We start from the raw sequence: 12,828 nt of genomic DNA on the forward strand, positions 1-12,828 counted from the left end.
ATTATTAACTCTTGGTTAGCCGTATATAGTTTCATCATATAAGCCGGAGATATAACATTCAAAACAAATGTTTTTTTTACGAAATTTAATTAGTTTTTTATATGTATTTGAATTTTAAATAAAAATTAATTATATATTGATTTTTAACGATAATTTCCCAAGTATTTTTTGCTAAAAATGTGACCATTGTTGGGTGTTCTTGCGGCACTACAGGAGAAAAAGCTGTAATGTTTGCAGCTTTTTCTGAAAGAAAATTACAAAAATTGATTTGTAACAAAATAATGCCATACTGGCGCTGTTATATTGCTACCAGTTGAAAAAAGCTAGAGGCAAAACCCGTTGGAAGAGACGTTTGAATTGTGGATAGATTAGCACGCTGTTATACTACTGCCCCGTCTTTTGAAATTCCTAATTCACCGTTTTATCCTTACTTTCAGGTTCGGCATGACTACAAAATATATATTTGTTACCGGGGGCGTTGTGTCCTCGCTTGGGAAAGGTATTGCTGCAGCATCACTGGCTGCAATTCTGGAAGCCCGTGGTTTAAAAGTCACTATCATGAAACTGGATCCCTATATCAACGTGGATCCAGGGACGATGAGCCCGATTCAGCATGGTGAAGTGTTCGTCACCGAAGACGGCGCTGAAACTGATCTGGATCTGGGTCATTATGAACGGTTTATCCGTACCAAGATGTCCCGTCGTAATAACTTCACTACCGGACGCATTTATGCAGATGTTTTGCGTAAAGAACGTCGTGGCGATTATTTGGGGGCGACGATTCAGGTTATTCCTCATATTACCAATGCAATTAAAGAACGTATTATTGCTGGTGGTGAAGGGGTTGATGTTGCGCTGGTTGAGATCGGTGGGACAGTCGGTGATATTGAATCGCAACCTTTCTTAGAAGCCATTCGTCAGTTAGCAACGGAACTGGGTCGTGAAAACACCATGTTTATGCATCTGACTCTGGTGCCTTATCTGGCAGCTTCCGGCGAAGTCAAAACAAAACCTACACAACACTCGGTAAAAGAGCTTCGTTCGATTGGTATTCAGCCCGATATTTTGATTTGCCGTAGTGAACATCCCGTACCCGCGCATGAGCGTAGCAAAATTGCGCTGTTTACGAATGTGGTTGAACGCGCCGTGATTACATTGCGTGATGTTGACAGTATTTATAAGATCCCATCGCTTTTAAAATCGCAAGGTTTGGATGAGCTTGTGACGCATCGCTTTGCGCTTGATTGTCCTGAAGCTGATTTAAGTGAATGGGAACAAGTTATCTATGAAGAAGCGAATCCAACCAAAGAAATAGTGATTGGTATGGTTGGTAAATATGTTGAGCTTCCTGATGCTTATAAATCTGTTAATGAAGCGCTTAAACATGGTGGGTTGAAAAATCGTTTGAGTGTTAAAATTAAGTATATTGATTCCCAAGATCTAGAAATTAAAGGAACTGATATGCTCGCTGAATTGGATGCCATTTTGGTGCCGGGCGGGTTTGGTTCACGTGGGATTGAAGGTAAAATTCTAGCGGCACAGTATGCTCGCGAAAATAAAATTCCATATTTGGGAATTTGTCTGGGATTACAGGTTGCACTGATTGAATTTGCCCGTAATGTCGCCGGGATGACTGATGCCCATTCAACAGAATTTGAAACGAAAACACCATATCCAGTTGTCGGTTTGATTACTGAGTGGATTAATGAAGATGGTGAGGTTGAAGTTCGTGATGAAGATTCTGATTTAGGTGGGACGATGCGCCTGGGTGCGCAGTTGTGTCATCTCAAAGAAGGCAGTAAAGTACGCCAGCTTTATTCAAGTGCGACTATTTATGAGCGTCACCGGCACCGTTACGAAGTCAATAATAACCTGTTACCAAAAATTGAAGCGGCAGGTTTAAACGTCACCGGTTTGTCTGCTGATAAAAAGCTAGTAGAAATTATTGAGAATCCAAACCACCCGTGGTTTATTGCATCGCAGTTCCATCCTGAGTTTACGTCAACACCTCGCGATGGACATCCTTTATTTGAGGGCTTTGTGGCTGCGGCTGGGGAATACAATAAGCAACGTAATTCCTAATAAGCAAAATACGTTTTAAATTCGTTATCTATAAACTAGAGGAAGTTAAAAATGACTAACATCGTTAAAGTCATTGGTCGTGAAATCATCGATTCACGCGGTAATCCAACTGTTGAAGCTGAAGTTCACTTGGAAGGTGGTTTCGTCGGTATGGCTGCTGCGCCATCAGGTGCCTCGACTGGTTCTCGTGAAGCTTTGGAACTGCGTGATGCTGACAAGTCTCGCTTCATGGGTAAAGGCGTATTAAAAGCGGTTGGTGCTGTGAATGGTCCAATTGCTGAAGCTCTGATTGGTAAAGATGCACAGGACCAAGCTAACATCGATAAAGTTATGATCGATTTAGACGGTACTGAAAACAAATCTAACTTTGGTGCAAATGCTATTTTGGCGGTTTCTTTAGCGAATGCTAAAGCGGCTGCAGCTGCCAAAGGTATGCCTCTTTATGAACATATCTCAGTACTGAATGGCACTCACGGTCAGTATTCAATGCCACTGCCAATGATGAATATCCTTAACGGTGGTGAACATGCTGACAACAACGTTGATATCCAAGAGTTTATGATCCAGCCAGTGGGTGCGAAAACTCTGCGTGAAGCTGTTCGCATCGGTTCAGAAGTGTTCCACAACTTGGCTAAAGTGCTTAAAGGTCGTGGTATGAACACTGCTGTTGGTGATGAAGGTGGTTTTGCACCTAACTTAGGTTCTAATGCTGAAGCTTTGGCCGTTATCAAAGAAGCTGTTGCTGCTGCAGGTTACGAGTTGGGAGTGGATGTCACTCTGGCTATGGACTGTGCTGCTTCAGAATTCTACAACAAAGAAACTGGTAACTATGAACTTAAAGGTGAAGGTAAAACTTACACTTCTGAAGAGTTCACTCATTATTTAGAAGAACTGACTAAAGAATATCCAATCGTTTCTATTGAAGACGGTCAAGACGAATCTGACTGGGATGGTTTCGCATATCAAACTAAAGTTTTAGGCGATAAAATCCAATTGGTTGGTGATGACTTGTATGTCACTAATACCAAAATCTTCAAACAGGGGATTGAAAAAGGTATTACTAACTCAATTCTGATTAAATTTAACCAGATCGGTTCACTGACTGAAACTTTGGCTGCTATTAAAATGGCTAAAGATGCAGGTTATACCACTGTTATTTCTCATCGTAGTGGTGAAACTGAAGATTCAACTATTGCTGATTTGGCAGTTGGTACTGCTGCAGGTCAAATCAAAACTGGTTCTATGAGTCGTAGTGACCGTGTTGCTAAATATAACCAGCTGATTCGTATCGAAGAAGCTCTGGGTGAAAAAGCAGCTTTTAATGGTTTGAAAGAAGTTAAAGGTCAGTAATATCCTTGCCCATGTGGTAGCGATCACTGATTATTAAACGTTAAACCCAGCCTGCTTATGTAGGCTGGGTTTTTTTATGCCAGTATGGCTCTTGGCTGACAAGGTAAAACAACGGCGTTTTAAAAAACAGCCTGATATACTTAAGGTTAAAATGTATTTTGGGTAATGATTCAATAGTGGAGTATTACGAGCGAATGTGGGATGATCGGCTGCACTTTGGAGGAGGCTTCATGCGGTTGTTAACCTTAATACTATTGGCATTGCTGCTATTGCTACAATACGACTTATGGTTTGGTAAAAATTCGCTCAGCGATTATTTTCAGGCAAAACACGAAGTAGTTGAACAACTGCAGAAAAATCAAAAGCTAACGCAGCGTAATAAAGTTCTTAAAGCAGAGATTGATGATCTGCGCAATGGCGATGCTGCCGTTGAAGAACATGCTCGCAACGAATTAGGCCTGATCCGTCAAAACGAAACTTTCTATCGCTTTATTCCTGCTCAATCTAAATCGAATGAATAAACCTTTAAGCTTTACCGCCGTGATTCCCGCGGCTGGAATCGGCCAGCGAATGGCCTGTGATTATCCAAAACAATATTTGCCGATTAATGGTCAGGCGATGTTGTCGCATAGTGCCCGATTGTTTATAGAACACCCTGCTATTGAACGTGTGGTGATTGCTCTTCATCCTCAAGATCACTGGTTTGCTGGCCTTCAGATAGCCAATCATTCTAAAATATCGACAGTAATCGGTGGCGAGCAACGTGTGGACTCGGTATTAGCGGCACTGGATGTCATCGATTCAACGCACTGGGTTTTGGTGCATGATGCGGCGCGCCCCTGTTTAGTCAAAGATGATCTGGATAAGTTGATTGCACGGGCCGAACTCAATCAATGTGCTATTTTAGCAAGCCCTGTACGTGACACGATGAAATGCGCGATGGCTAATCATGTCATTGATCATACCGTTGATCGGAGCCGACTCTGGCATGCGATGACTCCTCAGAGTTTTCCGTGTGATAAACTACGCAGGGTTTTGCGTGATGCATTAATCGGTGGTGTGAATGTCACCGATGAAGCGTCGGCTATGGAATGGGCAGGGGAAACGGTTCATTTAGTCGTGGGTCGCCAGGACAACTTAAAAGTGACACATCCTGAAGATTTGGCTTTAGCTGAGTTTATTTTGGCACGGCAAAAGAGGTAAATATGATTCGAATCGGACATGGTTTTGATGTACATCGTTTTGGCGGCGTCGGACCATTAACCATTAATGGGGTTAAAATTCCTTATGAACAGGGATTTATCGCCCATTCTGATGGGGATGTTGCGTTGCATGCTGTGTGTGATGCGTTGTTGGGCGCTTTAGCTCTGGGGGATATTGGTCATCATTTTCCTGATACTGATCCCGCATATAAAGGTATCGACAGCCGGGAGTTGCTCAAAAAGGTCTACCAGAGGGTGAGAGAAAAAGGCTATCAGCTGGTCAATCTGGATGTCACTATTATTGCTCAAGCACCCAAAATGGCGCCGTATATTGACCAGATGCGCGAGCAATTGAGCGGGTGTTTGGAAAGTCAGCTTGACCAGATTAACGTGAAAGCGACAACGTCTGAACAGCTTGGGTTTACGGGGCGCAAAGAAGGGATTGCTTGCCATTGCGTCGTATTAGTGAGCCAATATGCTTGATTCTCTGGCTTATTTTCATGGGGAACCTGCGACAACGGCTGCTTTTAAGGTTGAACCCGAAGATTTTCAAGTGACTGAAATATTGCCTTTTGCGCCAAGTGGGCAAGGTGAGCATGTTTTTATTCAATTGCAAAAACGCGGCGAGAATACGCTCTGGGCGGCCAATGCGTTAGCTCAAAGCCTTAAAGTGTCGCCTAAATTGGTTAGCTTTGCGGGCCTTAAAGACCGACAAGGGGTGACGAGCCAGTGGTTCAGTATTCAATTACCGGTTTCATCTAAAGTTTCCCCTGCATCGTTGGCTTTGCCCTCATCGTTAAAGGTTTTACAGACTGTCCGTCATCATAAAAAGTTGCGTCGAGGCGTACTCAAAGGTAACCAGTTTGTTATAACCCTAAAAAACATCTCTTCAGTAGAAGCACTGCTGGAGCGTTTAGATTTAATTAGAAATCGTGGAGTACCCAATTATTTTGGGGCACAGCGGTTCGGCCATGGTGGTAATAATTTAACCAAAGCAGCTCAAATGTTCGCAGGTAAGCGGATAAAAGATCGAGAAAAACGTGGCTTATACTTGTCAGCCGCACGAAGTATGCTGTTTAATCAAGTCACTAGCGCTAGATTTCAGAATCAGTTACAGCAAACTTTAATGGTAGGTGATTGTGTGCTGCTAAGGGGGAGTCACTCTTTTTTTGTTGTCGAGGCGATTGATGACATGCTCCGTGCACGCCTAAAAAGTGGTGATATCCAAATTTCGGCGCCGCTGTTTGGGGATGGAGACTTATCATCGTCAGGTACTGCTAGAGAATTTGAACAAGCTCAGTTAGCCGCTTACCCTGAATTTTGTGAAGGATTGGTTCGAGCCCGCTTAAAACAAGAGCGTCGAGCAATACTGGTTTTTCCAGAACAAATACAATGGCGAGTGATTGACTCGAGTACATTACAATTGGAATTTTTTCTACCTGCTGGTTGTTATGCAACGAGTGTTATTCGAGAGTTAGCAAACGTTTGTCCAAGCTAAGGAGAATCTATGAGAATACTGGTCAGTAATGATGATGGGGTAAATGCACCGGGAATTCGGGCTTTAAGCGATGCCTTATCAACCATTGCACAGGTGACTACTATTGCACCCGATCGTAATTGTAGCGGTGCCAGTAATTCGTTGACGTTGGAGCAACCCTTACGAGTACAAAAGCTAGAAAACGGATTTTACTCAGTGAATGGGACTCCTACAGATAGCGTTCATTTAGCGATCAATGCATTATTAACGCAGCAGCCTGATTTAGTGGTTAGCGGTATCAATCGGGGGGCCAATTTAGGCGATGATGTTTTGTATTCGGGAACTGTTGCAGCGGCGACAGAAGGTCGAATGATGGGACTGCCAGCGATTGCTATATCGTTATCAGGGAATCAACCTTTTCATTATCACACTGCGGCAAAAGTTGCGCTGAAGTTGGTGCAAAATGCCAGTGCTTATAATTTATCAGGAAGTACCATTTTAAATGTGAATGTGCCCGATTGCCCGTATGAAGATCTCAAAGGGTTCAGGGTGACTCGATTAGGGAATCGTCGGCATGCTGAGCCTGTGATCGTGGATGAAGATCCGCGAGGGCAAGCTATTTACTGGATCGGTCCTCCTGGAGAACTTGCTGATGCCGGTCCTGGGACCGATTTTTCGGCAATTGAACAAGGGTATGTTTCAATTACCGCACTGAGTGTCGATATGACTGCTCATCAGCAGCTCGATAGCACTCAACAATGGATTAATCAATTGGAGATATAGTAACGATGCAGTTGGGGACAACTCCGCAGAGTCTCAATCTTTGTCAGCAACTGCGGGAACAAGGAATTACCAATGAACAGGTATTAGCTGCGATCGCTAATTTACCGCGTCAGTATTTTGTCGATGAGGCGTTATCACATAAAGCATGGGATAACGCTGCATTGCCCATCGGGCAGGGACAGACTTTGTCGCAACCTTATACTGTGGCTCGGATGACTGAGCTTTTGATGGAGGTAAAAGCACGCCGAGTTTTAGAAATTGGTACTGGATCCGGATTTCAGACCGCTGTGCTGGCTCAGCTGTTTGAGCAGGTTTATTCTGTGGAACGAATTAAGATACTGCAGTTTCAGGCGAAACGGCGGTTAAATAATTTAGATTTGCATAATATCTGGACTAAACATGGTGATGGTTGGCAGGGCTGGCCAGCTCGAGCACCATTTGATGCAATTATCGTCACCGCCGCAGCTGTTGAGCTACCCGCTCAGCTAACCGAACAACTCTGCGATGGTGGCATTTTGATTATTCCGCTGGGGTCTGAACAGCAATTGCTTTATCGCATTGAACGTCAGGGTTCGCAGCTATTTCAACAACAAATCGAGTCGGTGCATTTTGTGCCGTTGATTAACGGTGAGTTAGCTTGAAGATATTTACTGTTCTGTATGACTGGGCATTGCGCTGGTCGCAAAAAAAACATGCGCCATATTATTTGGCTTTAATGAGTTTTGTTGAATCGATTTTCTGGCCTATTCCTGTGGATGTGATGCTGGCTCCGATGGCATTAACTCGGCCACAAAAAGCCTGGCGATTTGCCCTCATCGCAACCGTATTTTCGGTGACTGGCGCAGTGATAGGATACTATTTAGGACGTTATTTTTATGACGTGTTAACGCCTGCTATTGATGCGGTAGGTTATCAGAGTGAAATGCAGATGGTGCAGGGATGGTTTAACCAATGGGGGGTTTGGATTGTTTTTATTGCCGGCTTCTCGCCCATTCCCTATAAAGTGTTTACGATCAGTGCCGGCTTATTGCAGATGTTATTCTGGCCCTTTATTGTTGCTTCTTTGATTGGTCGGGGAATGCGCTTTTTTTTGGTAGCCGGACTGATGAAATGGGGTGGCAAGAGAATGGAGGAAAAACTTCGACAGTATATCGACTGGCTGGGTTGGATTATTGTCATTGGCGCCCTTATCGCTATTTTGGTTTTTAGATAATGGTTGCTATGGCATGTTCGGGCTAAAATGGACCAGCATTAGCATCATTTTTGTTATCTTCTTATGCAGCGCTTGTAGTAGTGATCCGCAGCCTGTGCCTGTCGTCGCCGCTGGGACTTATAATAAGTACAATCAAGGGGTTCTTGATTTAACCTGGTATAAAGTTAAACGTGGCGATACGCTTTATTCGATAGCTTGGCGGGCTGGATTACATCTAAAAACACTGGCTCAGATGAACCATATTCGTCCTCCATATCGAATTTATGCGGGTCAAAAGCTGCGCTTAAAGTGGCCCCAAAAAACAGCGCATAGATCTCACAAGAAAACCTCTCGTAAAGCTTTATCTAGATCGCATTATTCGAAAAAAACGCCATCAATAGCAAAAAAAACAATAAATCAACCTAAAAAACGTAACACGGGAGTTGTAACAAAACCCACAAAGCAGTATGTTGAATCAGTGCCAAGCAAAAATAAGCTGGATATCAATAAAAGTGGTCCAATACACCACTGGGTATGGCCAACTAAAGGTCGTATCATAAGCGGATTTTCTAGTAAAGTAACAGGCAACAAAGGCATTGATATTGCTGGCCACCGGAATCAGCCAATTTTAGCAGCGGCTGCTGGTAGGGTGGTATATGCGGGGAATGCACTCCGTGGATACGGCAATTTGATAATTATTAAGCATAATAACGATTATTTGAGCGCTTATGCACATAATAGTCGTATTCTGGTGAAAGAGCATCAGTCAGTTAAAGCGGGACAGCACATTGCCGATATGGGTGAAACTGGTACTACAAGTGTTAGGCTTCACTTTGAGATTCGGTACAAAGGTAAATCGGTTAATCCATTAAGGTATTTACCGAAACATTAAACTTGGCTGTTATCGTGATCGCGTTTGCAGCCGGGCTATAAAGGGAGATTACCTCATGAGCCAAGCTAAAATCACTGTTGATGTAAACGTAGCTCGAATGAGTAACTATAAAAATGCTGCAAAGGATTCTGTAGCGGAAGACGATCATTTCACCGATTTTGATTCTCAAGATGATTTGATGGCGATGGAACAAGCGAAAAGCTTAGATGCCACTCAAATGTATTTAGGAGAAATTGGTTATTCCCCGTTGTTATCTGCTGAAGAGGAAGTTTTATTTGCCCGTCGAGCATTACGTGGCGATGAAGCATCCCGACAACGAATGATTGAGAGTAACCTACGTCTGGTTGTAAAAATTGCCCGCCGTTATAATAATCGAGGCCTTGCCCTGTTAGATTTGATTGAAGAAGGAAATTTAGGGCTTATACGGGCTGTTGAAAAATTTGATCCAGAAAGAGGTTTTCGTTTTTCTACCTATGCGACTTGGTGGATTCGTCAGACAATTGAACGAGCCATCATGAACCAAACCCGTACCATTCGGTTACCTATCCACATCGTTAAAGAATTAAATGTTTATCTGCGTACAGCAAGAGAGTTAGCGCAAGAACTTGATCATGAACCCACCGCTGATGAAATTGCTGAACGGCTGGATAAACCAGTCGACGATGTTTCTAAAATGCTTCGGTTAAATGAGCGGATTGGTTCAATCGATAGCCCCATTAGTGGTGAAAACGATAAAGTCCTGTTGGATATTGTCGCTGATGAGAACGCTTATGGGCCAGAAGATACGACTCAAGATGATGATATGAAATCCAGCATCGTTCGTTGGCTGGAAGAGCTTAACTCGAAACAACGAGAAGTTCTTTCGCGGCGTTTCGGACTACTTGGATATGAGCCTTCAACATTAGAAGATGTTGGTAAAGAGATTGGTTTAACTCGGGAACGAGTTCGTCAGATTCAGGTGGAAGCTCTGCGTCGCTTACGTGATGTTTTAGGTTCACAAGGACTTTCGTTAGAATCAATTTTTAAAATTTAATCGTTTTTTCGATAAAAACAGCGCTTAATTGCGCTGTTTTTATTGGTCCCTAGAGTAATTTCTTGAGTTGGTAAAGTACTTCAAGTGCTTGTTTGGGTGAAAGGTCGTCTGGATCTAATGTTTCTAGTTTATCAAGAGCCGCGTTCGTGGCTTTTTTCGGTTCTGAAAAGTTCAGCTGTGTTTGTCGTTCTTCATCGACCATGATGGCTTTGGTCCTTTCTTCAGGCTGCTGTTCTAACTGTGCAAGTTTGTGTTGGGCCAATGTAATGACATCTTTGGGAATACCGGCTAAAGCTGCAACTTGCAATCCATAACTTTTGTTCGCGGCCCCTGGTTGAACTTGATGCATAAAGGCAATGGTATCATCATGTTCGATAGCATCTAAATGAACATTTGCTGCAAAAGGCAATGATTGGGCCAGCTCTGTGAGTTCAAAATAATGGGTTGCAAATAAGGTTAAAGCACCAATCTGCGAAAGTTTTTCAGCACAGGCCCAAGCGAGTGATAAACCATCATAAGTACTCGTTCCTCGGCCAATTTCATCCATCAGTACCAGGCTGTGACGAGTCGCATTATGCAGAATATTAGCTGTTTCGGTCATTTCAACCATAAAGGTAGAACGCCCGCTTGCCAGATCATCTGAAGCTCCGATGCGAGTGAATATGCGATCAATCTTTCCAATCGTGGCCTGACTTGCTGGCACGAAACTACCGATATGCGCCAGCAAGACAATCAGGGCACTTTGGCGCATAAAAGTCGATTTGCCCCCCATATTCGGACCTGTAATGATCAGTAAACGCTGCTGATCGGTCAGTTGGGTAGGGTTGGCTATAAATGGCTGTGAGGTGCTTTGTTCAATGACTGGATGCCGACCATCTTCAATTAAGATCTGTTCACTATCATCTAACTGGGGACGACTATAACCCAAAGTTTGGGCTCGCTCACTGAGGTTGGTTAATACGTCGAGTTGCGCAATGGCATCACTTGAGTTTTGTAATTTACCGATGCTCGGTAACAGTTGCTCAAGTAGCTCATCATATAAACGTTTTTCTAAGGCCAGTGCTTTGCCCTGACTAGAGAGTACTTTATCCTCATACTCTTTGAGTTCTGGGATAATGTAGCGCTCCATGTTTTTCAAGGTTTGGCGGCGAACATAATAATCAGGGACCAAGTGTGATTGACCACGACTGACTTCAATGTAATAGCCGTGTACTTTGTTAAAGCCTAATTTGAGCGTATTGATTCCGGTAAGGTCGCGTTCGCGTTGTTCAACCTCAGTTAAGTAATCGGTGGCTCCGTTGCTGAGTGCTCGCCATTGATCGAGCTCTTCGTTGTAACCGGTGGCTATTACACCGCCATCGCGAATGAGCACTGGCGGATTCTCAATAATGGCTCGTTCAAGTAAATTGAGTAATTCTGGAAATTCACCAATTTCATGGGCTAATTGCTGCAGTTGCGGGTTATCACTACTTTGCAATATGGGTTGCAATAATGGCAGTTGGGTAAAGGCATTTCTCAGACGCACTAAGTCACGGGGCCGAGCACTCTTAAGTGCTAAACGTGCCAATACTCGCTCAATATCTCCAATGTTTCGCAGCAGCGGCTGGAGTGCTTCCCCTAATCCTTGCTCGATAATATGTTCGATGGCATTGTGCCGATGATTCAGTGTTGAATGATCGGTGATCGGTTGATGTAGCCATCGTTTGAGTAGGCGACTGCCCATGGCAGTGACGCACCGATCAACTACGGAACTAAGTGTGTAATCGGTAGTGCCTGACAGATTTTGCGTCAATTCAAGGTTGCGCCGAGTTGCAGCATCCAACTGGATATACTGAGAAGTTTTTTCGGCGCTGATGGCTCGCAAGTGAGGCAACTGGGTTCGCTGGGTATCTTTAACATAGTTTAATAGACAACCAGCCGCTGCCAGTGCTACCGGATAACTACTGACGCCAAAACCATCTAGATGTTGTGTGCCAAATTGTTGGTTTAATAAGTTGATTGCGGTTTGCGTATCAAACTCCCAATCACCACGCCTGCGTAACCCTTTGTAATGTTCAAGGAGCGATTCGTAAGCAAACATCTCTGGATAGAGCAATTCAGCTGGATTCAGGCGTTGCAACTCGGCGCTGAGGTGATCCGTTGATTGAAACTGTTGAATGACAAAACGGCCGCTCGTGATATCAAACCATGCGAGTCCGAATGTTTCTTGCTGGTAGCAAATGCTTACCAGTAAATTATCACGGCGTTCATCCAGTAATGCCTCGTCACTGACTGTTCCAGGTGTGACGATACGGGTAACTTTACGCTCAACAGGGCATTTACTTAGAGCTGGATCGCCGATCTGCTCACAAATTGCGACGGACTCACCCTGTTCAACTAATTTGGCTAGATAGCTTTCAACTGCATGATAAGGAACACCGGCCATCGGAATCGGTTCGCCTGCCGACTTACCGCGTTTAGTTAAAGATATATCCAGTAATTGAGCGGCTTGTTTAGCATCATCAAAGAAAAGTTCATAAAAATCACCCATCCGATAGAACAGCAGAATATCGGGGTGTTCTGCTTTGATCGTCAGATATTGACGCATCATCGGGGTATGTGATGCTAGGTTGTTATTTGAAGTCATAAATATTGCGCGCTCATCTTAAATCATCAAGAAGGTTAAGTCCGGTGTAAAAAATTGTTTTTAGAATAGTTTTGTGACTGAGCTGCCTATCATAACAGACTCTGAGAGCGAGCAAAATTGAGTGTTATAAGTTTCACGGATGCATGGTTAATGGTTGAAGGCGATTGTTAATTAAAGGTTAATAAATTGTT

12 protein-coding genes are annotated in these 12,828 nt (G+C 43.6%); 11 read left to right on the forward strand and 1 reads right to left on the reverse strand.

Translation table 11 applies throughout. The annotated features are described in order from the left end of the window. Positions 1 to 444: 444 nt before the first annotated feature. From EV690_RS14145 to rpoS, 11 genes are all read left to right on the forward strand, one after another. Complete coding sequence (locus EV690_RS14145; RefSeq protein ID WP_131913658.1) at positions 445 to 2,082, forward strand: CTP synthase; 1,638 nt, start codon at positions 445 to 447, stop codon at positions 2,080 to 2,082. Positions 2,083 to 2,133: 51 nt separating this feature from the next. Next, positions 2,134 to 3,432 (forward strand): phosphopyruvate hydratase, encoded by a 1,299-nt coding sequence (gene eno, locus EV690_RS14150; protein ID WP_131913659.1) that lies wholly within the window; start codon positions 2,134 to 2,136, stop codon positions 3,430 to 3,432. A gap of 230 nt (positions 3,433 to 3,662) precedes the next feature. Then, positions 3,663 to 3,953, forward strand: coding sequence for a cell division protein FtsB (gene ftsB / locus EV690_RS14155; RefSeq protein WP_131913660.1), 291 nt, complete (start codon positions 3,663 to 3,665; stop codon positions 3,951 to 3,953). Further along, the gene (ispD, locus tag EV690_RS14160) at positions 3,946 to 4,635 is read left to right on the forward strand and encodes a 2-C-methyl-D-erythritol 4-phosphate cytidylyltransferase (protein WP_131913661.1); all 690 of its coding nucleotides are present in this window, start codon (positions 3,946 to 3,948) and stop codon (positions 4,633 to 4,635) included. The genes ftsB and ispD overlap by 8 nt, the downstream gene beginning before the upstream one ends. A gap of 2 nt (positions 4,636 to 4,637) precedes the next feature. Continuing rightward, a complete protein-coding gene (gene ispF / locus EV690_RS14165) occupies positions 4,638 to 5,117 on the forward strand; it encodes a 2-C-methyl-D-erythritol 2,4-cyclodiphosphate synthase (protein ID WP_131913662.1) in 480 nt (159 codons plus the stop codon). Continuing rightward, positions 5,110 to 6,132 carry a tRNA pseudouridine(13) synthase TruD gene (gene truD, locus EV690_RS14170; protein ID WP_131913663.1) on the forward strand — a complete coding sequence of 341 codons (1,023 nt, stop codon included), beginning with the start codon at positions 5,110 to 5,112 and terminating at the stop codon, positions 6,130 to 6,132. Before ispF ends, truD begins: the two co-directional genes overlap by 8 nt. 9 nt (positions 6,133 to 6,141) lie before the next feature. After that, on the forward strand, positions 6,142 to 6,894 hold the full coding sequence (gene surE / locus EV690_RS14175) for a 5'/3'-nucleotidase SurE (RefSeq protein ID WP_131913664.1): 753 nt from the start codon (positions 6,142 to 6,144) through the stop codon (positions 6,892 to 6,894). A gap of 5 nt (positions 6,895 to 6,899) precedes the next feature. Further along, the gene (locus tag EV690_RS14180) at positions 6,900 to 7,535 is read left to right on the forward strand and encodes a protein-L-isoaspartate(D-aspartate) O-methyltransferase (RefSeq protein ID WP_131913665.1); all 636 of its coding nucleotides are present in this window, start codon (positions 6,900 to 6,902) and stop codon (positions 7,533 to 7,535) included. Then, positions 7,532 to 8,107 (forward strand): YqaA family protein, encoded by a 576-nt coding sequence (locus EV690_RS14185; protein ID WP_131913666.1) that lies wholly within the window; start codon positions 7,532 to 7,534, stop codon positions 8,105 to 8,107. The genes EV690_RS14180 and EV690_RS14185 overlap by 4 nt, the downstream gene beginning before the upstream one ends. A gap of 13 nt (positions 8,108 to 8,120) precedes the next feature. Next, positions 8,121 to 8,978 (forward strand): peptidoglycan DD-metalloendopeptidase family protein, encoded by an 858-nt coding sequence (locus tag EV690_RS14190; RefSeq protein WP_131913667.1) that lies wholly within the window; start codon positions 8,121 to 8,123, stop codon positions 8,976 to 8,978. Positions 8,979 to 9,033: 55 nt separating this feature from the next. Further along, positions 9,034 to 10,011, forward strand: coding sequence for an RNA polymerase sigma factor RpoS (rpoS, locus tag EV690_RS14195; RefSeq protein ID WP_131913668.1), 978 nt, complete (start codon positions 9,034 to 9,036; stop codon positions 10,009 to 10,011). Between the two features lie 49 nt (positions 10,012 to 10,060). Here the strand turns inward: rpoS and mutS are convergent, their stop codons facing one another. Beyond that, positions 10,061 to 12,637, reverse strand: coding sequence for a DNA mismatch repair protein MutS (gene mutS, locus EV690_RS14200; RefSeq protein ID WP_131913669.1), 2,577 nt, complete (start codon positions 12,635 to 12,637; stop codon positions 10,061 to 10,063). Between the last annotated feature and the right edge of the window lie 191 nt (positions 12,638 to 12,828).

It is taken from the genome of Celerinatantimonas diazotrophica, from assembly GCF_004339545.1.
GTDB lineage: Bacteria > Pseudomonadota > Gammaproteobacteria > Enterobacterales > Celerinatantimonadaceae > Celerinatantimonas > Celerinatantimonas diazotrophica.

Excerpts from the sequence above, each read along its gene's own strand:
- EV690_RS14145 (WP_131913658.1), top strand. The coding sequence starts at position 445 with ATGACTACAAAATATATATTTGTTACCGGGGGCGTTGTGTCCTCGCTT.
- eno (WP_131913659.1), top strand. The coding sequence starts at position 2,134 with ATGACTAACATCGTTAAAGTCATTGGTCGTGAAATCATCGATTCACGC.
- ftsB (WP_131913660.1), top strand. The coding sequence starts at position 3,663 with ATGCGGTTGTTAACCTTAATACTATTGGCATTGCTGCTATTGCTACAA.
- ispD (WP_131913661.1), top strand. The coding sequence starts at position 3,946 with ATGAATAAACCTTTAAGCTTTACCGCCGTGATTCCCGCGGCTGGAATC.
- ispF (WP_131913662.1), top strand. The coding sequence starts at position 4,638 with ATGATTCGAATCGGACATGGTTTTGATGTACATCGTTTTGGCGGCGTC.
- truD (WP_131913663.1), top strand. The coding sequence starts at position 5,110 with ATGCTTGATTCTCTGGCTTATTTTCATGGGGAACCTGCGACAACGGCT.
- surE (WP_131913664.1), top strand. The coding sequence starts at position 6,142 with ATGAGAATACTGGTCAGTAATGATGATGGGGTAAATGCACCGGGAATT.
- EV690_RS14180 (WP_131913665.1), top strand. The coding sequence starts at position 6,900 with ATGCAGTTGGGGACAACTCCGCAGAGTCTCAATCTTTGTCAGCAACTG.
- EV690_RS14190 (WP_131913667.1), top strand. The coding sequence starts at position 8,121 with ATGTTCGGGCTAAAATGGACCAGCATTAGCATCATTTTTGTTATCTTC.
- rpoS (WP_131913668.1), top strand. The coding sequence starts at position 9,034 with ATGAGCCAAGCTAAAATCACTGTTGATGTAAACGTAGCTCGAATGAGT.
- mutS (WP_131913669.1), bottom strand. The coding sequence starts at position 12,637 with ATGACTTCAAATAACAACCTAGCATCACATACCCCGATGATGCGTCAA.